This is a genomic window from Nucisporomicrobium flavum (assembly GCF_016464385.1).
Taxonomy (GTDB): Bacteria; Actinomycetota; Actinomycetes; order Mycobacteriales; family Micromonosporaceae; genus Actinoplanes; species Actinoplanes flavus_A.
Map to the genome: position 1 here is coordinate 58,325 of NZ_JADMLH010000001.1, position 18,890 is coordinate 77,214.

The 18,890-nt window shown below is 72.5% G+C and carries 17 protein-coding genes and 1 pseudogene; 14 read left to right on the top strand and 4 right to left on the bottom strand.

What is annotated here, in order from left to right:
• Positions 1 to 37: 37 nt before the first annotated feature.
• Together IT780_RS00305 and IT780_RS43390 are read left to right on the top strand one after the other, a co-directional pair.
• On the top strand, positions 38 to 1,528 hold the full coding sequence (locus IT780_RS00305; RefSeq protein ID WP_199509300.1) for an APC family permease: 1,491 nt from the start codon (positions 38 to 40) through the stop codon (positions 1,526 to 1,528).
• Positions 1,529 to 1,926: 398 nt separating this feature from the next.
• Positions 1,927 to 2,106, top strand: a pseudogene (locus IT780_RS43390) (GNAT family N-acetyltransferase); the annotation flags it as partial.
• A 50-nt stretch (positions 2,107 to 2,156) separates the two neighbouring features.
• Here the strand turns inward: IT780_RS43390 and IT780_RS00315 are convergent.
• Positions 2,157 to 3,089 carry an LPXTG cell wall anchor domain-containing protein gene (locus IT780_RS00315; protein ID WP_199509303.1) on the bottom strand — a complete coding sequence of 311 codons (933 nt, stop codon included), beginning with the start codon at positions 3,087 to 3,089 and terminating at the stop codon, positions 2,157 to 2,159.
• Between the two features lie 209 nt (positions 3,090 to 3,298).
• On the opposite strand from IT780_RS00315, the gene IT780_RS00320 reads away from it, so the two are divergent.
• Both IT780_RS00320 and IT780_RS00325 read left to right on the top strand, forming a co-directional pair.
• On the top strand, positions 3,299 to 4,621 hold the full coding sequence (locus IT780_RS00320; RefSeq protein ID WP_199509305.1) for an esterase-like activity of phytase family protein: 1,323 nt from the start codon (positions 3,299 to 3,301) through the stop codon (positions 4,619 to 4,621).
• 104 nt (positions 4,622 to 4,725) lie between these two features.
• Positions 4,726 to 5,385, top strand: a complete 660-nt coding sequence (locus IT780_RS00325) for an alpha/beta fold hydrolase (protein WP_199509307.1) — start codon at positions 4,726 to 4,728, stop codon at positions 5,383 to 5,385.
• 12 nt (positions 5,386 to 5,397) lie between these two features.
• On the opposite strand, the gene IT780_RS00330 is transcribed toward IT780_RS00325, so the two are convergent.
• Both IT780_RS00330 and IT780_RS00335 read right to left on the bottom strand, forming a co-directional pair.
• Entirely contained in the window at positions 5,398 to 6,237 is an 840-nt protein-coding gene (locus IT780_RS00330) for a class I SAM-dependent methyltransferase (RefSeq protein WP_199509308.1), read from the bottom strand.
• 75 nt (positions 6,238 to 6,312) lie between these two features.
• Positions 6,313 to 7,206, bottom strand: a complete 894-nt coding sequence (locus IT780_RS00335) for a hypothetical protein (RefSeq protein ID WP_199509310.1) — start codon at positions 7,204 to 7,206, stop codon at positions 6,313 to 6,315.
• 127 nt (positions 7,207 to 7,333) lie between these two features.
• Between IT780_RS00335 and IT780_RS00340 the strand changes: the two genes are divergently transcribed.
• The 3 genes from IT780_RS00340 (at position 7,334) to IT780_RS00350 (ending at position 9,919) form a co-directional block, all read left to right on the top strand.
• Positions 7,334 to 9,019, top strand: coding sequence for a DEAD/DEAH box helicase (locus IT780_RS00340; protein ID WP_199509312.1), 1,686 nt, complete (start codon positions 7,334 to 7,336; stop codon positions 9,017 to 9,019).
• An 8-nt stretch (positions 9,020 to 9,027) separates the two neighbouring features.
• Complete coding sequence (locus tag IT780_RS00345; protein ID WP_199509314.1) at positions 9,028 to 9,594, top strand: DUF6597 domain-containing transcriptional factor; 567 nt, start codon at positions 9,028 to 9,030, stop codon at positions 9,592 to 9,594.
• 73 nt (positions 9,595 to 9,667) lie between these two features.
• On the top strand, positions 9,668 to 9,919 hold the full coding sequence (locus tag IT780_RS00350) for a dihydrofolate reductase family protein (RefSeq protein ID WP_372443586.1): 252 nt from the start codon (positions 9,668 to 9,670) through the stop codon (positions 9,917 to 9,919).
• 7 nt (positions 9,920 to 9,926) lie between these two features.
• On the opposite strand, the gene IT780_RS00355 is transcribed toward IT780_RS00350, so the two are convergent.
• Positions 9,927 to 10,691, bottom strand: a complete 765-nt coding sequence (locus IT780_RS00355; protein WP_199509316.1) for a GntR family transcriptional regulator — start codon at positions 10,689 to 10,691, stop codon at positions 9,927 to 9,929.
• Between the two features lie 223 nt (positions 10,692 to 10,914).
• On the opposite strand from IT780_RS00355, the gene iolC reads away from it, so the two are divergent.
• The 7 genes from iolC to IT780_RS00390 are packed head-to-tail and all read left to right on the top strand — an operon-like array spanning position 10,915 to position 18,888.
• Positions 10,915 to 11,868, top strand: a complete 954-nt coding sequence (iolC, locus tag IT780_RS00360) for a 5-dehydro-2-deoxygluconokinase (RefSeq protein WP_199509317.1) — start codon at positions 10,915 to 10,917, stop codon at positions 11,866 to 11,868.
• Positions 11,861 to 12,730 (top strand): Cgl0159 family (beta/alpha)8-fold protein, encoded by an 870-nt coding sequence (locus IT780_RS00365; RefSeq protein ID WP_199509318.1) that lies wholly within the window; start codon positions 11,861 to 11,863, stop codon positions 12,728 to 12,730. Before iolC ends, IT780_RS00365 begins: the two co-directional genes overlap by 8 nt.
• Positions 12,727 to 13,605: a 5-deoxy-glucuronate isomerase gene (iolB, locus tag IT780_RS00370; RefSeq protein ID WP_199509319.1), complete on the top strand. Its 879-nt coding sequence runs from the start codon at positions 12,727 to 12,729 to the stop codon at positions 13,603 to 13,605. Before IT780_RS00365 ends, iolB begins: the two co-directional genes overlap by 4 nt.
• Entirely contained in the window at positions 13,602 to 15,455 is a 1,854-nt protein-coding gene (iolD, locus tag IT780_RS00375) for a 3D-(3,5/4)-trihydroxycyclohexane-1,2-dione acylhydrolase (decyclizing) (protein ID WP_199509320.1), read from the top strand. Before iolB ends, iolD begins: the two co-directional genes overlap by 4 nt.
• Positions 15,456 to 15,466: 11 nt before the next feature.
• Positions 15,467 to 16,963 carry a CoA-acylating methylmalonate-semialdehyde dehydrogenase gene (locus tag IT780_RS00380; protein WP_199509321.1) on the top strand — a complete coding sequence of 499 codons (1,497 nt, stop codon included), beginning with the start codon at positions 15,467 to 15,469 and terminating at the stop codon, positions 16,961 to 16,963.
• A gap of 9 nt (positions 16,964 to 16,972) precedes the next feature.
• Positions 16,973 to 17,896 carry a TIM barrel protein gene (locus IT780_RS00385; protein ID WP_199509322.1) on the top strand — a complete coding sequence of 308 codons (924 nt, stop codon included), beginning with the start codon at positions 16,973 to 16,975 and terminating at the stop codon, positions 17,894 to 17,896.
• Positions 17,893 to 18,888, top strand: a complete 996-nt coding sequence (locus IT780_RS00390; RefSeq protein WP_199509323.1) for a sugar ABC transporter substrate-binding protein — start codon at positions 17,893 to 17,895, stop codon at positions 18,886 to 18,888. The genes IT780_RS00385 and IT780_RS00390 overlap by 4 nt, the downstream gene beginning before the upstream one ends.
• Positions 18,889 to 18,890: the final 2 nt, after the last annotated feature.

Consider the following 18,890-nt stretch of genomic DNA (forward strand, 5'->3'; position numbering starts at 1 on the left):
CCCTCCTCCCTCCCTCCTCCCCGCCTTGGAGACCAGCGTGTCCGCCACCACCACCCCCGCCAGACCCAGCCAGCTCTCGACCGCCCTCGCCCGCGACCGCCTCGGCGTGGCGGCCGTCGTCTTCTTCGTCATGTCCGCCGCCGCCCCGCTCACCGTCGTCGCCGGCGTCGTCCCCACCGGCCTCGCCGTCACCGGGCTCACCGCCATCTCGATCGCGTTCCTCGCCGTCGCGGTGGTGCTCGCGATCTTCGCCGTCGGCTATGTCGCCATGGCCCGGCACATCGCCAACGCCGGGGCCTTCTACGCGTACGTCGCGCAGGGCATCGGCCGCCCGTTCGGGGTGGGCGCGTCGTGGGTGGCGCTGCTGGCGTACAACAGCTTCCAGGTCGCCTCGTACGGCGGCTTCGGCGCGATCGCGTCGCCGCTGTTCGCCGACTGGTTCGGCGTCGACGTGCAGTGGTGGGTCATCGCGCTGGTCGCCTGGGCGCTCGTAGCGGTCCTGGGCGTCCGCGACGTCGCCGTCAACGGCAAGGTCCTCGCCACCCTGCTCGTCGCCGAGATCATCCTCGTCGCCGTGTTCAGCGTCGCGGACCTGTTCGCACCGGACTTCGCCGCGTCCTCGGCCCCGCTGAACCCGGGCAGCCTCGTCGGCGCCGGTGCGGGCGCGCTGCTGGTCATGGCGGTCACCGGCTTCGTCGGCTTCGAGCAGTCCGTGGTGTTCAGCGAGGAGTCGCGCGACCCGCGGCGTACGGTGCCCCGCGCCACCTACATCGCGGTCGCGCTGATCGCCGTGCTGTACGCCTTCTCCGCCTGGGCCATGATCTCCGCGACCGGCGGGCAGGCCGTCGAGCGCGCCGGTACGGAGGGCCCCGAGCTGTTCTTCAACCTCGCCTCCGACCGCCTCGGCAGCACCGCCCTGCACCTCGGCCACGCGCTGTTCCTCACGTCGCTGATCGCCGCGATGATCTCCTTCCACAACATCATCGCCCGCTACACGTTCTCGCTCGGCCGCGAAGGCGTGCTGCCGCGGGCGTTCGGCCGTACGGTTCCCGGTACGGGTGCGCCCAAGAACGGCTCGCTGCTGCAGTCCGGGATCGGCCTCGCCGTGATCCTGCTGTACGCCGTCATGGGCTGGGACCCACTGGTGCAGCTCTTCTTCTGGGGCGGCACCACCGGCGGCATCGGCGTGCTGCTGCTCATCACCGTCACGTCGCTGGCGGTCATCGGCTACTTCCTCCGCCACCCCTCCGGCGAGGACGCCTGGCACCGCATCGGCGCGCCGGTCATCGGCACGGTCCTGCTGTTCGTCGTGACGTACCTGGCGCTCACCAACATCGCGACCCTCTTCGGCGTGGAACCGGGCTCCGAACCGACCTGGGTGGTGCCGCTCGCGTACGCCGTCGTCACCCTCGCCGGCGTCGGCTGGGCCCTCGTCCTGCGCCGCACCCGCCGAGCCGTGTACGAGGGCATCGGCCTCGGCGCCCGCAGCGCCACCACCGGCTACTCGTTCTCGGAGGCAGTCAAGTGACCCCCATCCGCAGCGCCACCCCCGACGAGATCCCCGCAGTCGGGCGCCTCATCGCCCTGTCCTTCGACCACCTCCCGCAGAACCACTCGCTCGTGCCCGACGAGAACGACCGCCTCCCCGTGATGACGGACTTCTTCACATTCCTGTCGGAGTCCGCACCCACCTCGGGCCGCGTCGACGTCATCGAGGACGCGGCCGGCGGCCTCGCGGCCGCGGCGGTCTGGTTCGACCGCACCCGCGAGATGCCCGAGATCGACGCGTACGAGCAGCGCCTCAGCGCCCTCACCGGCCGCTGGCTGCCCAACTTCCAGGCCCTCGACGAGGTCTTCGAGAAGCACCACCCGGAGGAGCCGCACTGGCACCTCGCGTTCCTGGCGGTGCACCCGGACCACCAGAGCGCGGGGCTGGGCAGCGCGCTGATGCAACACACCCACGAGCAGCTGGACGTACCGGCGTACCTCGAGGCGACCAACGAGGACAACATCCGCCTGTACGAGCGGCACGGCTACACCCGGATGTCACCGTTCGACATCCGGCTCCCGGACGACACCCCGTTCTTCCGCATGTGGCGTCCTTGACCGAGGCCCAGCGCGGGGTACGCCCGTACCCCGCGCTCCGCTTTCTCCGGCTACGCGGTGAACTTCGTCCGGCGCCGGCGGGCCACGGCGAACAGCAGCCCACCGATCAGGAGCAGTGCGGCCGCGATGCCTGCGACGGTCCCCGCGGCCGCGCCGGTCACCGGCAAGCCACCCTCGTCGGCGCCGCCCGTCGCGGCGCCGCCACCCGTGCCCGCGCCGCCACCCGTCGAGCCGCCGGCCGCACCGCCGTCGCCGGTGGAGCAGTTCTCCGGCTGTTCGTACGCAAGCCTTTGCGGCCTCGCACCACCGGGAGGCTGCGGACCGCCGGCGGACGTGACATCGATCGTGAAGCCCGCCTTCGCCGGGAACGTCTCGTTCCTGGTCTCGCCGGGCTCGGCGACCACGACCCGCTCCGCGCCCTCGCTCGGCGTCAGCCGCAGGGCCACCACCTGGTTGTTCGAGGCCGGGTTGACCAGGCTGAAGGTCATGGTGGTACAGGTCGAGGAGGCGGAGTACCTCGACGGTTCGGGCGTCGGGGGCCATGTACAGGTGGTCGGGGCGTCGGCCCGGGCGTGCAACGTCGTGGTGTGGGTGTCGTCGCCGACCGTCCACGTCACGGTGAGAGAGAGCGTGGCCCCGGCAGCCGCTGAGGACAGCGTCAGCTCGTCGCCGACCGTGGTGTCGCCGGTGACCGTCGCACCGTCGGTGAGCCGGCTCAGCCTCGGGGAGTAGTTGCGGCCGGGTGGGGGTACCGGGTAATCGACCTCGACCACGACGTTGCTGAGCACGCCGTCGTGGCCGCCGGTCGCGGCCGTGGTCAGCGTCCACGAGGCCTTCCACTCGGTGGCGGTGCATTCCGAGGTCGCGGTGAGTTCCCCGGTGTGCGCACTCGCGGGGGAGGCCGAGGCGACGGCTCCGGCCAGACCGATGAGCGCGGCGACGGCCACTGTGGCGGTGCGGTGGAACGGGATCCTCAAAGTCACGCGCATTCGTCCTTCGGTGGGGCGTCGGGAAACAGCGCCCGACCATAACGGCGTACCGGAACGCCGCGCCATGACACGGATGGATGAACGCCGCGACGGGTCCACCGGAAGGGGAACGCTGCCGCGGCGACGATCTTTCGGGTACGGACCGCCGGGGGTTCACCTGGCGGAGCGGCGGTGTTCACCGCTGCCGTGCAGCGTCCCGGAGCATGGCAATCCGCATCTCCCTGGCGCGCGCCGTCGCCGCCTGCGCCCCGGCGTTCGCCCTCACCGCGGCCGTCGCGGCGCCCGCGACCGCTCATGACGTGGCGTTCTCCGCCGCCGTGACCAGCACGGCCACCCTGCCGGCGATCCCGCTCGCCGCCTTCGGCGTGGCCGGCGACCGCGGGATCGACCTCGGCGGGATCGGCAGCGACATCTTCCCCGCCGGGCGGCCCGGCGAGTACTGGACGGTCACCGACCGCGGCCCGAACGGCCAGATCAAGGTCGGGAAGGACAAGCGCCGGACGTTCCCCACGCCCGGGTTCGACCCGATGATCGTCAAGGTACGCGCGGAGCACGGCGAGCTGCGGGTCCTGGCGAGCATCCCGATCACCACCCGGTCCGGCGCCCCGGTGACCGGGCTGCCCAACCAGCTGCCGCACGACGAGCAGCCGTACACCTTCGACGCGTCCGCCCCGCTGCCGCTGAACCCGGACGGTGTGGACACCGAGGGCCTCGTACGCGCGCACGACGGCACGTTCTGGCTGGCCGACGAGTACGGCCCGTCGCTGCTGCACGTCTCCGCGGCCGGCCGGGTCCTGGCCCGGTACGTGCCGCACGGGCTGAACCTGACCGGCACCGGCTACCCCGTCATCGAGGCGCTCCCCGCCGTCTACGCCGAGCGCAAGGTCAACCGTGGTTTCGAGGGCCTCGGCCTGCTGCCCGGCGGCGACCTCGTGATCGCGCTGCAGAGCCCACTGTCGCTGCCCGACAAGGCCTCCGGCGAGGCGTCGCTCACCAGCCGGCTGCTCCGGTTCTCGCCGCGCACGGCACGGGTCGTCGGCGAGTACGCGTACCGTTTCGACCCGGTGTCCGTGGTGGACCCGGGCGAGGACGACCCGAGCGAGCTCAAAATCTCCTCGGTCGTCGGGCTGGGCCCGCACACCGTCCTCGTCGAGGAGCGCACCGACCGGGCCGCCCGCCTGTACGTCGCCGACCTGCGCCGCGCCACCGACCTCCTGGGCGGCAGCTACGACAGCGCGGTCACGAGCCCGTCGCTGGAGCAGCTCGCCGACCCGGCCACGGCCGGCGTCCGGGCCGTCCCGAAGCAGCTGCTCCTCGACCTCACCACCGTCGAGGGCGCCCCGAAGAAGATCGAAGGCGTCGCGCTGCCGGATCCGCGTACGGTCGTGCTCATCAACGACAACGACTTCGGCATGACCGACGGTCCGGAGGCATTCGACGCCGACGGCCGGCTCGTGGACAGCGGCATCCCGACCACATTGGTCACGCTGCGCCTGTCGCGTCCCCTGCCGCGCGGAGGTCACTGACACGCAGGCGCGGGAGACCCGGGCGTTCCCCGCGACGCGTGCGGGCGTTGCTGGGACAGCAAACCGGCCGCCGTTTCGTCGTACCCCTGTGTGACGCTACGGGCATGGCGACTTTCGTGCTCATCCACGGCGGCGGGGGCAGCGCGTGGGACTGGCATCTGCTGGTGCCCGAGCTGACCGCCCGCGGCCACGACGCGGTAGTGCCCGAGCTGCCGATCGGGGACCCGGCCGCGGGGCTGGCCGCGTTCCGGGACACGGTGGTCGGCGCGGTCGGCGCGGTCGGCGCGGTCGGCGACCGGCGGGACCTCGTCGTCGTCGGGCACTCCTACGGTGGGTTCACCGCGCCGCTGGTGGCGGCGGCGCTGCCGGTGCGGCTGCTCGTCCTGCTCGCTCCGATGATTCCGAGGCCGGGGGAGAAGCCCGGCGACTGGTGGCGCGAGACCGGCTACCCCGTTGCGGAAGGGCTCAGCGAGGAGGAGCAGTTCTTCAACGGGGTGCCGGCCACGATCGTCGCGGAGGCGGGGGCGCACACCCGGGAGCAGGTCAGCGCCGAGGGTGACGAGCCGTGGCCGCTGGACGCCTGGCCGGACGTGCCGACGCGGGTGCTCATCGGCCGCGACGACCGGTTCTTCCCGTCGGAGTTCCTGCGCCGGGTCGCCGCCGAGCGGCTCGGCGTCGTCCCGGACGAGATCGACGGCGGTCACGCGGTCGCCCTGAGCCATCCGGGCGAGCTGGCCGAGCGGCTCGTCTCCTACCTGCGGTGACGACGCGCGAGGTCAGGCCGCCATAGCCAGGGTGCAGCGCACCTGCTGCCGCAGGTGGATCCGGCCGTCGGCGCCGCGGGCGCGGTCGAGGTGGGTCTCCGCGGCGGCCCGGACGGCGTCGTGGTCGGCCTCCGGGATGGCGTCCCACATCGCCCGCTGGCCGTGCGAGCGGCTGAACGCGTGCCACTCGGCGCCGTCGGCGAAGGTCACCTCGATGTCCGACAGGACCGTGCGCACGTTGTCGTAGCCCGCGGCGCGCACCAGCTCCTCGACGCCCGCGTCGCTGCTGAACGGCCCGGCGGCGCCGGTCGTGCGGGCGTCGAGCATCCCGGCCGGCAGGTACGGCCGGAACGTCGCGTCGACCGCGTCCCACACCGGATCCCGGGACCCGAACGTCGAGATCGCGAGCCGGCCGCCCGGCGCGACGAGCAGGTCCCGCCAGGCGGCCAGGGCGGCCGGCGGATCGGGCAGGAAGAACACGACCAGCGACGACACCACCAGGTCGTAGCCGCCCGGCAGCGACGGCGCCGAGGCGTCCATGACCTGGAGGTCGACGTTCCGCAGGCCGAGCCGGGCGAGGTCGGCGCGGCACGCCGCGACCATCCCGGCGGACAGGTCGATGCCGGTGACGTGCCCGTCCGCGCCGACCGCCTCCGCCAGCGGGATGGTGGCGGCGCCCCGCCCGCATCCGACGTCGAGGACCCGCTCACCCGGCGCGGGTGCGGCGAGGCGGACGAGCTGCTGTGCGATGGGCGTGAACCACGGCACCCCCACCTGGTCGTAGACGTCCGCGACCCCGTCGAACACCGCGGCGACCCGTGCGCTCCTGGCCGTACGCTCTGCCATCTCCATGCCCGTCAGCCTCGTCTTCTCGCCGTTCCGTCGCCAGAGCCGTGCGGTCGGTGCCGCCGGCCGAACGTTCGCGTGTCAGGGAATCGATTGCGGCAGATCATGTGCCTCCGCGACCCGCTGCTTCCAGGCGGCGCGTACGGTGTCGAGCTCCTCGCGGTGTTGCCGTTTCCACGGGCCGATCCGGGGAGCCAGCATGCGCATGGCGAGCCGGTACGCGGGCAGCCGGCAGCTCGCGTCGGCGTCGAAGGCGGCGTGGATCTGCCTGATGCCCCGCGTCCACGCCGCGTTCGGCGGACGCCCGTCGACGGGAGCGTCGCGGTACGAGATGCGCGGCGTGTAGAGGAAGTCGGTGCGCTCGGTGACGTCGTAGCCGAAGCGGACCTTCATGCAGGCCCGGTACGGCTTCATCGCGGCGACCACCGCGGGATCGCGTTCGATCGGGCCGAGCAGCCCGGGCAGCCCGGACAGCCGGTACACGCCGTCCGGCGGCTCGAAATCGGGGTAGGTCCGGTGCTGGTACGGCGCCGTGCACCGGTTGAGGGCCGCCACGTCGGCCGGCCGGACCGGTCCCCACGGCTCCTGCAGAGTCCCGGCGCGGGCGGCCCGGGCGGCGGCGAGCTCGTTGAGGATCGCGCGCCGGCCGCGGTCGGTGATCGAGTCGAAGACGGACCCGCGGCCCGCCCCGAAGCCCAGATCGGCGTCGGTGAACCCGTCGTAACGGCTCACGAACGGCGGCGTACGGATCGGCTTGCCGGCGGCCCGCATGCACGCCACCACACCGCCCGCGACCCGGTGGTAGCTGAGCAGCTCGGAGGCCCGCAGCTCGGCGCGGTCACCGGTGATCCGCAGCTCCAGCCGGTCCAGGCGCGCCGCCGTGTCCGCTGTGTCGACGCGCTCGGGAGCGGCAAGACCGGGCGCCGGCGAGACGAACAGCGAGGCGATCGCCATCAGGGCCCATTTCTTCCTCATGGAGGACCAAACGATCAACCACGCCCCCGATGACGTCCGATCCCGCCGCACCGGCGGCGCGGTGTACGGCGGGCCCGCTGCCTGCCCTGCGGTCGGCGGGTCCGGCGGCTCTTTTAAGGTTGTCGGTATGGAAGACGATCCGTTCGAGGCCGAGGCGGGTTTCGCCGGGCTGGGGTTGCGGGCGGAGCTGCTCCGTGCGTTGACCGCCCTCGGCTACGAAGAGCCGACCCCGATCCAGCAGGAGGCGATCCCTCCGCTGGTCGCCGGCAACGACCTCGTGGGGCAGGCCGCGACCGGCACCGGCAAGACCGCCGCCTTCGCGCTGCCGCTGCTGCAGGCGCTGACCACCGAGGGCCGCGACGGCGGGCCGGCCGCGCTGGTCCTGGTGCCGACCCGGGAGCTGGCCGAGCAGGTTTCCCAGGCGGTCCACCGGTACGGCCGGGAGCTGGGCGTCCGGGTGCTGCCCGTGTACGGCGGCCAGCCCATCGGACGCCAGCTGCAGGCGTTGCAGCGGGGCGTGGACGTGGTCGTGGGGACGCCGGGGCGGGTGCTCGACCACATCGAGCGGGAGACGCTGCGGCTGGGCGATGTGCGTACGGTCGTGCTCGACGAGGCCGACGAGATGCTCGACATGGGGTTCGCCGAGGACATCGAGGCGATCCTCGCCGAGACGCCGCAGAGCCGGCAGACCGTGCTGTTCTCCGCCACGATGCCGCCCCGGATCGACGGTATCGCGCGGCGTCACCTGCGGGAGCCGGTCCGGATCACGATGGGGCGGGAGGCCCCGGCGGCGGGGGAGATGCCGCTGGTCCGGCAGAGCGCGTACATGGTCGCCAAGGCGCACCGGTCCGCCGCGCTGGGGCGGATCCTCGACGTCGAGATGCCGACGGCGGCGATCGTCTTCTGCCGGACGCGCGAGGAGGTCGACCAGGTCACCGAGGCGCTGAACGGGCGCGGGTACCGGGCGGAGGCGCTGCACGGCGGCATGAGCCAGGACCAGCGGGACCGGGTCATGGGCCGGCTGCGCGGCGGCAGCACCGAGCTGCTGGTGGCGACCGACGTGGCCGCCCGCGGGCTCGACGTGGAGCAGCTGACCCACGTGATCAACTTCAACGTGCCGGCCGCGCCGGAGGCGTACGTGCACCGGATCGGCCGGGTGGGCCGCGCCGGGCGGGAGGGCTCCGCGATCACTCTCGCCGAGCCGCGCGAGCAGCGGATGCTCAAGGCCATCGAGCGGCTCACCGGGCAGCGCATCACCCTCGAGAAGCTGCCCACGGTCACGGACCTGCGGGCCCGGCGGCTGGAGAAGACGCGTACGGCGCTGCAGGCGAGCCTGGAGACCGACGACCTGGAGCGGTTCCGGGTGGTCCTGGACTCGCTCGCCGACGAGTTCGACGTGGAGAACATCGCGCTGGCCGCCGTGAAGCTGCTGCACGAGGCGGCCGGCGGCGACGTCGACGAGGACGACATCCCCACGCCCGCGGCCCCGTCGGCACGCAACGCGCAGAGCCGTGACGCCCGGCCCGGCGGCGGACGCGAGCGGCGCCCGGGCGCCCGGGGCTCGGACGCGGGGGTGGCCCGGCTGTTCTTCGGCATCGGCCGGCGGGCCGGGCTGCGACCGCAGGACCTGGTGGGGGCGATCGCCGGTGAGTCGGGCCTGAGCGCCCGCGACATCGGCGCGATCCAGATCACCGACCGGTTCTCGCTGGTGGAGGTGCCCGAGCCGGCCGCCGACATGGTCATCGCGGCGATGCAGCGCAGCACCATCCGCGGCCGGCGCCCGACGGTACGCCGGGAGCGCTTCATGCGCTAGGACCGTCCATGCGATACGTCTCCCACCTGCCCGCCCCGCCGCTCGACCGGTTCATCGACGACGTCTACTGCCTGTACGGGACGCCGCGGCATCGCCGGATGAACGTCCCGCCGATGCCGTCGGCGCACCTGTTCGTGAACCTGGGCGGCCCCGTACGGCTGTGGGACTCGGATCCTTCGGTGCCACCGGCGGTGCTCACCGGTGCCTGGTTCATGGGCGTGTGGACGCGGCGCTTCCTCTTCGAGTACCCGACGCCCGTACGGCTGGTCGGCGTCCACTTCAAGCCGTGGGGCATGGCGCCGTTCGTCGGCGTGCCCGCGAGCGAGCTGCGTGACCGTTGGGTCCCGGCCGACGCCGTCGGGCAGCGGTTCCCGGACCGGATACGGCAACGTGCCGGTGAGACGTTGGCCGCCGACGCGCTGCGGATGGTGGAGGACGAGCTGCGGGGATGCCTCGTCGAGGCGTTGCCGCGCGGGCTCGATCTGGTCCGGCACACCGCGCGGGGGTTGGAGCAGTTCCACGGTGGGTGCCGATCGTCCTTGAACTCCCGGCTGAAGTGGGCCTGGTCGAAGTAGCCCGCCGCGTGGGCGAGTCGTGACCATTCCACCGGGCGCGAGGCGTCCGCGGAGAGGCCACTTCGCCGGCGATGTGCGCGCGGCGATCGGGAAGGCTCAGGAGCTGGCCGGGGACCGGGTCGTCGCCGTGAACGCGGGCGAGGTGGGCGGCCAGATCCTCGCGGCCGGCCTCGTCGACGAGGTGGCGGTCGACGTGGCGCCCGTGGTGTTCGGCTCGGGCAAGCGCTACTTCGGCAGCATCGAGGGGCAGCACCGGCTCGACGGGCCGCACGTGATGGTCCAGGGCGACGGGGTGCTGCACCTGAGGTTCAGGGCGGCCCGGTGAGGGAAGGTCAGCCCGCCGAGAGGTTGAGCTCGAAGCTGTAGCGGCTCGCGCGGTACACGTGCGAGCCGTATTCGAGCGCCCGCCCGCTGACGTCCCAGGCCGTACGCGTCATCGTCAGCAGCGACGCGCCGCGCTTCTCCTGCAGGGTGCGGGCCTCGGCCGCGTTCGCCGAGCGGGCGCCGATCACCTGGGTCGCTATGCGGGGCTGGTAGCCGGCGCGGCGCAGCAGCTCGTAGAGGCCGTGCCGGGCCAGGTCGTCCGCCTCCAGGTGGATGAGGCCGAGCGGGATCGCGTTGTGCATCAGCGCGAGGGGTTCGCCGCCGGCGTAGCGCAGGCGTTCGATCCAGGTGACCTCGGTGCCGGGGGAGAGCTCGAGGGCCTCGGCGACCTCCGCCGGCGCCGGGATCACCTTGAGCTGCAGGACCTCGGTGCGTGGCTTGCGGTCGGCGGTGACGAGGTCGTCGTACAGGCTGGACAGCTCGACCGGGCGGCGGACCTTGGGGTGCACGACCTGGGTGCCGACGCCGCGCTTGCGCACCAGCATGCCGCGCTCGACCAGGTACTGGATCGCGCGGCGGGTCGTGGGGCGGGAGACGCCGAGGCGCTCCGCGAGGTCCACCTCGTTCTCGATGCGGGCGCCGACGCCGATCTCACCGGCCTCGATGAGCTCCTGCAGGCGGCTCGCGACCTGGAAGTACAGCGGCACCGGGCTGCTGCGGTCGACCTCGACGGGGCGGACCGGGCTGCGCGGCGGCGAGAGATCGGATGCCACAGGACCCCCTCCGGTTTTTTAGTTTGTCAGGACAAAGTATTGACGTGGAAGCACTCACGTTATTACATCGAAACCAGCCGAGACACCCCCCGCCGGGCCTGAGAGCCCTCCGGCCCCACCGTCTCCCACCGCGCCGTAACCAGCACGGCATCGGGCGTCGTCGTACGCCCCTGTTCCTCCCGTCGCCCGCCGCGCGCTCCATCCGTTCCCGCAAGGGGGAAGCATGCCCGCAGACGAGGTACTGACCATGGGACGTATCGGCGTCGACCTGTATCCACAACAGATCGGCGTGTCGCTGCGCGAGGTCCGCACCTTCGAGAAGTTCCTCGGGGGCAGCCCCACCAACGTCGCCGTCGCTGCCGCGCGGTACGGCCGGCGCAGCGCGGTCATCACCCGCACCGGCGACGACCCGTTCGGGGCGTACATCCACGACGCGCTGCGCGCCTTCGGGGTCGACGACCGGTATGTCACGGCCGTGCCCGCGCTGCCCACGCCCGTCACGTTCTGCGAGATCTTCCCGCCCGACGACTTCCCGCTGTACTTCTACCGCTTCCCGAAGGCGCCCGACCTCGAGATCCACGAGTCCGAGGTGGACCTGGACGCGGTCCGCGCCGCCGACGTCTTCTGGGCGACCGGCACGGGCCTGTGCCAGGAGCCGTCCCGCTCGGCGACCCTGGCGGCGCTGCGCGCCCGCGGCCGCTCCGGCATCACCGTGCTCGACCTCGACTACCGGCCGATGTTCTGGGAGTCGCGCGAGGAGGCGCGGCGGTGGGTGCAGGAGGCGCTGCCGTACGCGACGGTCGCGGTGGGCAACCTCGACGAGTGCTTCACGGCCGTCGGGGTCCGCGAGCCGCGCGCCGCCGCGAACGCCCTGCACGACCTCGGCATCGAGCTGGCCGTCATCAAACAGGGGCCGGAGGGGGTGCTCGCGTCGCGGGCCGGCGAGGAGGTGCAGGCGCCGCCGATACCCGTCGACGTGGTCAACGGCCTGGGCGCCGGGGACGCCTTCGGCGGCGCGCTGTGCCACGGCCTGCTCGCCGGCTGGGACCTGGAGACCGTCATGCGCTTCTGCAACGCCGCGGGCGCGATCGTGGCGTCGCGGCTGGCCTGCGCCGACGCCATGCCGACCGCGGCCGAGGTGGGCGAGCTGCTCGTCGCCGGAGGCAGCCGTGCGTGACGTCCACGGGATCGTCGCCGCGCGCGTCGACCGGCCGTACGCGATCGCCTCGGCCGCGAAACGGCGCCGCCGGCCGCCGTCCTGGCGCGGCGAGCACGGCCGGCTCATGATGATCGCGGCCGACCACCCGGCCCGCGGCGCCCTGCGCGCCGGCGCCGACCCGCTCGCCATGGGCCACCGGGCCGACCTGCTGGAGCGGATCTGCACCGCGCTGGCCCGGCCGGGCGTCAACGGCGTGCTCGGCACCCCGGACATCCTCGAGGACCTGCTGCTGCTCGGCGTGCTCGACGACAAGGTGGTCATCGGGTCGATGAACCGCGGCGGGCTCGCCGGCACCAGCTTCGAGATCGACGACCGGTTCACCGCGTACGACGCCGCCGGGATCGCCACGAGCGGGTTCGAGGGCGGCAAGATGCTGCTGCGCATCGACCCGGCCGACCCGGGCACCGCGAACACCCTGCAGGGCTGCGCGCACGCCGTCGGGGAGCTGGCGCAGCGGCGGCTGATCGCGATGGTCGAGCCGTTCATCTCGCACCGCGTCGACGGTCGGGTCCGCAACGAGCTCAGCGCCGAGGCGATGGTACGGGCGATGACCGTGGCCGCCGGGCTGGGCCCGACGTCGGCGTACACGTGGCTGAAGGTGCCCGTCGTCGACGACATGGAGCGGGTCATGGCAGCGACCACGCTGCCCGCGCTGATCCTCGGCGGCGAGGTGTCCACCGACGCCGACGCCGCGTACGCCCGCTGGGGCAAGGCCCTGGCCCTGCCCACCGTGCAGGGCCTGGTGATCGGTCGCAGCCTGCTCTACCCGCCCAGCGGGGACGTGGCCGGCGCGGTGGACCGGGCGGTGAGCCTGCTGTGAGCCACCTGCTGCGCCGCGGTGAGGCCGCGGAGAAGCCGTTCGACCTGGTTGTCACTCCCGAGCGCGCGGGCTGGGGGTTCAGCGGGCTGCGCGTGCTCGACATGACGATCGGCTCCCGGGTCAGCTTCGTCACCGGCGACGAGGAGATGATCGTCCTGCCGCTGTCCGGCGGGTGCGACGTGACCTGCGACGACGAGCGGGTCACGCTGACCGGGCGGCGATCGGTGTTCTCCCGGGTCACCGACTTCGCGTACCTGCCGGCCGGTTCGGCCGTGACGATCCGCGCGGGCAACGGCGGCCGGTTCGCGCTGCCGTCGGCGCGCACGACGAAGCGGCTGCCGTTCCGGTACGGGCCGGCCGACGCGGTGCCCGTCGAGCTGCGGGGCGCGGGGCAGGCCAGCCGTCAGGTCAACAACTTCTGCACCCCGGAGTCGTTCGAGGCGGACCGGCTGATCGCCGTGGAGGTGCTGACGCCGGGCGGCAACTGGTCGTCGTACCCGCCGCACAAGCACGACGAGGCGGGCGAGGCAGAGACCGCGCTCGAGGAGATCTACTACTTCGAGGTCGCCGGTTCACCGTCGGGGACGGCCGGTTCGGCGTACCAGCGGGTGTACGGCCACCCAGGCCGTGACATCGACGTGTGCGCCGAGGTGCGCAGCGGCGACGTGGTGCTCATCCCGTACGGCTGGCACGGCCCGTCGATGGCCGCACCGGGCTACGACCTGTACTACCTCAACGTCATGGCCGGGGCGGGGCCGCGCAAGTGGCTCTTCTCCGACGACCCGGTGCACGCCTGGGTGCGCGGCTCGTGGGACGGCCAGGCGATGGACCCCAGGCTGCCCCTGACCTCCACCACCGAGAGGAGACGATCGTGAGGCTCACCGTCGCCCAGGCCGTCGTCCGGTTCCTGGCCAGCCAGTGGACCGAGCGCGACGGCGTCGAGCAGCGGGCGATCGCGGGGACGTTCGGCATCTTCGGGCACGGCAACGTCGCCGGGATCGGGCAGGCGCTGCTGCAGGCCCAGCGCACCGGCGAGGCGGACATGCCGTACCACCTGGCCCGTAACGAGCAGGCCATGGTGCACGCGGCGGCCGGCTACGCCAAGATGAAGAACCGGCTGTCCGCGATGGCGTGCACCGCCTCGATCGGCCCCGGCTCGACGAACATGCTCACCGGCGCCGCGCTGGCCACCGTCAACCGCCTGCCCGTGCTGCTGCTGCCCAGCGACGTCTTCGCCACCCGGGTCGCGCCGCCGGTGCTGCAGGAGCTCGAGGACCCGCGCTCGTACGACGTCAGCGTCAACGACGCCTTCCGCCCCCTGTCGCGCTTCTTCGACCGCATCTGGCGTCCCGAGCAGCTCCCGCCGGCGCTGCTGGCGGCGATGCGGGTGCTGTTCGACCCGGCCGAGACCGGCGCGGTCACGCTGTGCCTGCCGCAGGACGTGCAGGCCGAGGCGTACGACTTCCCGGACGAGCTGTTCGAGCGGCGGGTCTGGCACGTGGCCCGTCCGGCGCCGGAGCCGGCCGCTGTGGCCCGCGCGGCCGAGGTGATCCGCACCGCGCGGCGGCCGCTGATCGTAGCGGGCGGCGGGGCGATCTACTCGGAGGCCTCGGCCGAGCTCGACGCGTTCGCCCGGGCCACCGGCATCCCGGTGGCCGACACGCACGCCGGGAAGGGCGCGGTCGGCTGGGACCACCCGAACTCCGTGGGCGGCGTCGGCTCCACCGGCACCCCGGTCGCGAACCGGCTCGCCCGCGAGGCCGACGTGATCATCGGCGTCGGCACCCGCTACAGCGACTTCACCACCGCGTCGCACACCGCCTTCGCTAACCCGGACGTACGGTTCGTCAACCTCAACGTGGCCGCGTTCGACGCGTACAAGAAGGCCGCGACCGCGCTCGTGGCCGACGCGCGCGCCGGGCTCGCCGCGCTGACCGGGGCGCTGGACGGCGTGCGTTTCGACCTCGACTACGCCGGCGACGTGGCCGCGTGGCAGGGGCGCGTGGAGGAGGCGTACCACCTGGGGCACGGGCCGCTGCCCGCGCAGAGCGAGGTCATCGGCGCCGTCAACGACGCTTGCGGCGAGCGCGACGTGGTGGTGCAGGCGGCCGGCAGCATGCCCGGCGACCTGCAACTGCTGTGGCGCGCCCGGGACCCGAAGCAGTACCACGTCGAGTACGGCTACTCCTGCATGGGCTTCGAGATCGCCGGCGCGCTCGGCATCAAGATGGCCGATCCCAGCCGCGAGGTGTACGCGCTCGTCGGCGACGGCTCGTACCTGATGATGGCGCAGGAGATCGTCACCGCCGTGGCCGACGGCCTGAAGCTGGTCATCGTCCTGGTGCAGAACCACGGCTTCGCGTCGATCGGCGCGCTGTCGGAGTCGCTCGGCTCCCAGCGGTTCGGCACCAGCTACCGCTACCGCGGCGGGGACGACGACTACGACGGCGGCTACCTCCCCGTCGACCTGGCCGCGAACGCCGAGAGCCTCGGCGCGGCCGTCATCCGCTGCCGCACGATCGCCGACCTGACCGAGGGCCTCAAGCAGGCCCGTGACGCCGACCGGCTCACCGTCGTGCACATCGAGACCGACCCGCTCTCGCCGGTCCCGTCCTCGGAGTCCTGGTGGGACGTGCCGGTCTCCGAGGTGTCGGAGCTGGAGAGCACCCGGGCGGCGCGGACCGCCTACGAAGCCGCGAAGCGCGCCCAGCGTGACCACCTGTAGAGAGGCCTGACGTGACAACCATCGAACACTGGATCGGCGGCACCACCACCGGCGGGACCGGAACCCGCCGCGCGCCGGTCTACAACCCCGCGACCGGCCGGCAGCAGCACGAGGTGGTGCTCGCCGAGAAGGCCGACGTGGATGCCGCCGTGGCCGCCGCGAAGACCGCCTTCGCCGAGTGGAGCCAGGCGTCGCTCAGCAAGCGTACGAAGATCATGTTCAACTTTCGCGAGCTGGTGAACGCGCACGTCAAGGAGCTCGCCGAGATCGTCTCCGACGAGCACGGCAAGGTGCTGTCGGACGCGGCCGGCGAGGTGCAGCGCGGGCTCGAGGTCGTCGAGTTCGCCTGCGGCATCCCGCAGCTGCTCAAGGGCGAGTATTCCGACCAGGCGTCGACCGGCGTGGACGTGTTCAGCTTCCGCGAGCCGCTGGGCGTGGTCGCCGGCATCACCCCGTTCAACTTCCCGGTGATGGTGCCGATGTGGATGCACCCGGTCGCCATCGCCTGCGGCAACACGTTCGTCCTCAAGCCCAGCGAGCGCGATCCGTCCGCGTCGAACTTCGTCGCCGACCTGTGGCGCCGGGCCGGGCTGCCGGACGGCGTGTTCAATGTGGTGCACGGCGACAAGGTGGCGGTCGACGCGATCCTCGACCACCCCGACATCGCCGCCGTCTCCTTCGTCGGGTCGACGCCGATCGCCCGGTACATCCACGGCAGGGCCACCGCCACCGGCAAGCGGGTGCAGGCGCTCGGCGGCGCGAAGAACCACGCGATCATCCTGCCCGACGCCGACCTGGAGTTCGCCGCCGACCACCTGAGCGCGGCGGCATTCGGGTCGGCGGGGGAGCGGTGCATGGCGATCTCGGCCGCCGTGGCGGTCGGCGGCGCCGGCGACCCGCTGATGGACATCCTGGCCCGCAAGGCCGCCGACGTGGTCGTCGGCCCCGGCCGCGATCCGAGGAGCGAGATGGGGCCGGTGGTCACGGCCGCGGCCAAGGAACGCATCGAGGGCCTGATCGGTACGGGCGAGCAGCAGGGCGCGAAGGTGCTGGTCGACGGCCGTGGCCTGAAGGTGCCCGGGCACGAGGACGGATTCTTCGTCGGCCCGACCGTCATCGACCAGGTCGGCACGGACATGGACGTGTACACCGAGGAGATCTTCGGCCCGGTGCTGTCCGTGGTGCGCTCCGACAGCGTCGACGCCGCGATCGAGCTGATCAACGCCAACCCGTACGGCAACGGCACGGCCATCTTCACCAGCAGCGGTGAGGCGGCCCGCCGGTTCCAGCGGGGGGTGAACGTCGGGATGATCGGGATCAACGTGCCCATCCCGGTGCCGATGGCGTACTACTCCTTCGGCGGCTGGAAGGACTCGCTCTTCGGCGACAAGCACGTCCACGGCCCCGAGGGCGTCTCGTTCTACACCCGCGGCAAGGTCGTCACCGCCCGGTGGCCGCACGTCGAGGCGGCCCACGGCGCCTCCCTGCACTTCCCGACCGCGAGCTGAGGAGCGCGCATGACCTCCCGGATCCGCCACCTGCAGCTGGGCAGCTGTCCCGACTCGTGGGGCGTCTGGTTCGCCGACGACCCGAGGCAGACGCCGTGGGACCGGTTCCTCGACGAGCTCGCCGCGGCCGGCTACCGGTGGCTCGAGCTGGGACCGTACGGATATCTGCCGACCGACCCCGCGCGGCTGCGCGACGAGCTCGACCGGCGCGACCTGACCTGTGCCGGCGGCACCGTCGCCGGCGTCGGCGGCCCGCACCGGAACTTCGACACCGTGGTCGCCGAGACCCGCAAGGTCGCGGAGCTCACCCAGGCGCTCGGCGCGGAGAGCCTCATCTTCGTCCCGGTGCCCGGCTACCGCGACGACGAGACCGGCGCCTACCGCGAGCCGGCCCAGCTCGACGCCGACGGCTGGCGGGCGCTGGTGGACAACAGCAACACCCTCGGCCGCATCCTCGCCGAGGAGTACGGCCTCAGGATGCGCTTCCACCCGCACGCCGATTACCAGGTGGAGACGCAGGAGCAGACCGAGCGCTTCCTGACCGACACCGACCCGCGGTACGTCTCGCTCTGCCTCGACACCGGGCACCTGGCGTACCGCGGCGCCGACGTCCCGGCGATCATCCGCCATTTCCCCGACCGCATCGGGTACGTCCACATCAAGCAGATGGACCCGGTCATCGCGGCGAAGGCGGTGGCCGAGGACCTGCCGTTCGGGCGGGCCGTGGCCCAGGGCGCCAGCGTGGAACCGCCCGCCGGCCTGCCGGACGTCCCGTCGGTCGTCGAGGCGCTCGGCGAGCTCGACGCCGAGCTGTTCGTCGTGGTCGAGCAGGACATGTACCCGGTCGACTTCGACAAGCCGCTGCCCATCGCGACGCGTACGCGGGCCTATCTGCAATCCGTTCTCAGCAACCCTGGAGGAGAAACCTCATGACGACGAGTCGATCGCGGGGCGTACGCCTGGTCGCGCTGGCGGCGGTGGTGGCCCTGGGGGTCACCGCGTGCAGCGGCGGCGGCAAGGAGAAGACCGACGACACCAGCAGCGGCGGCGGCAACGCGGCCGGCAGCTCCGGGTACACGGTCGCCTTCATCACCCACGAGACCCCCGGCGACACGTTCTGGGACAAGATCAAGGCCGGCGCGCAGCAGGCGGCCAAGGACACCGGTGTCACGCTCAAGTACTCCAACGACCCGGACGCCTCGAAGCAGGCCGTGCTGATCCAGAACGCGGTCGACTCGAAGGTCAGCGGCATCGCCACCACGCTGGTCACCCCGAACGCGCTCGCAGGCTCGGTCAAGGCGGCCACCGACGCGAAGATCCCCGTGGTCGGCCTCAACTCCGGCATCGACCAGTACAAGCAGCTCGGCGCCCTGATGTACTTCGGCTCCGACGAGACCCTCGCCGGGCAGACGGCGGGCCAGCGCATCGCGCAGGCCGGCGGCAAGCACCCCCTGTGCGTCATCCAGCAGGCCGGCTCGGTCGCGCTGGAGGCCCGTTGCGCCGGCGTCAAGAGCGCGGTCGCCGGTACGGAGAACATCCAGGTGAACGGCTCCGACGACGCCTCGGTCACGTCCACGCTGCAGGCGAAGCTCTCGCAGGACAAGTCGATCGACTACATCGTCACGCTCGGAGCGCCGCAGGCCATCGACGCGATCAAGGCGATCGGCGCGGCCGGCAGCAAGGCCAAGCTGATCACCTTCGACCTCAACCAGGAGGCCGCCCAGGACATCCAGGACGGCAAGATCGAGTTCTCCATCGACCAGCAGCCGTACGTCCAGGGCTACATGGCCGTCACCTCGCTCTACCTGTACCTGAAGAACGGCAACGACATCGGCGGCGGCAAGGCCGTGCTCACCGGCCCGTCGTTCGTGGACAAGAGCAACATCGACAAGATCCTGCCCTTCACCAAGAACAACACCCGCTGACC

What these genes read in the sequence shown, in the direction of transcription:
- IT780_RS00320 (WP_199509305.1), top strand. Translation starts at nt 3,299, where the DNA reads ATGGCAATCCGCATCTCCCTGGCGCGCGCCGTCGCCGCCTGCGCCCCG.
- IT780_RS00325 (WP_199509307.1), top strand. Translation starts at nt 4,726, where the DNA reads ATGGCGACTTTCGTGCTCATCCACGGCGGCGGGGGCAGCGCGTGGGAC.
- IT780_RS00330 (WP_199509308.1), bottom strand. Translation starts at nt 6,237, where the DNA reads ATGGAGATGGCAGAGCGTACGGCCAGGAGCGCACGGGTCGCCGCGGTG.
- IT780_RS00335 (WP_199509310.1), bottom strand. Translation starts at nt 7,206, where the DNA reads ATGAGGAAGAAATGGGCCCTGATGGCGATCGCCTCGCTGTTCGTCTCG.
- IT780_RS00340 (WP_199509312.1), top strand. Translation starts at nt 7,334, where the DNA reads ATGGAAGACGATCCGTTCGAGGCCGAGGCGGGTTTCGCCGGGCTGGGG.
- IT780_RS00345 (WP_199509314.1), top strand. Translation starts at nt 9,028, where the DNA reads ATGCGATACGTCTCCCACCTGCCCGCCCCGCCGCTCGACCGGTTCATC.
- iolC (WP_199509317.1), top strand. Translation starts at nt 10,915, where the DNA reads ATGCCCGCAGACGAGGTACTGACCATGGGACGTATCGGCGTCGACCTG.
- IT780_RS00385 (WP_199509322.1), top strand. Translation starts at nt 16,973, where the DNA reads ATGACCTCCCGGATCCGCCACCTGCAGCTGGGCAGCTGTCCCGACTCG.
- IT780_RS00390 (WP_199509323.1), top strand. Translation starts at nt 17,893, where the DNA reads ATGACGACGAGTCGATCGCGGGGCGTACGCCTGGTCGCGCTGGCGGCG.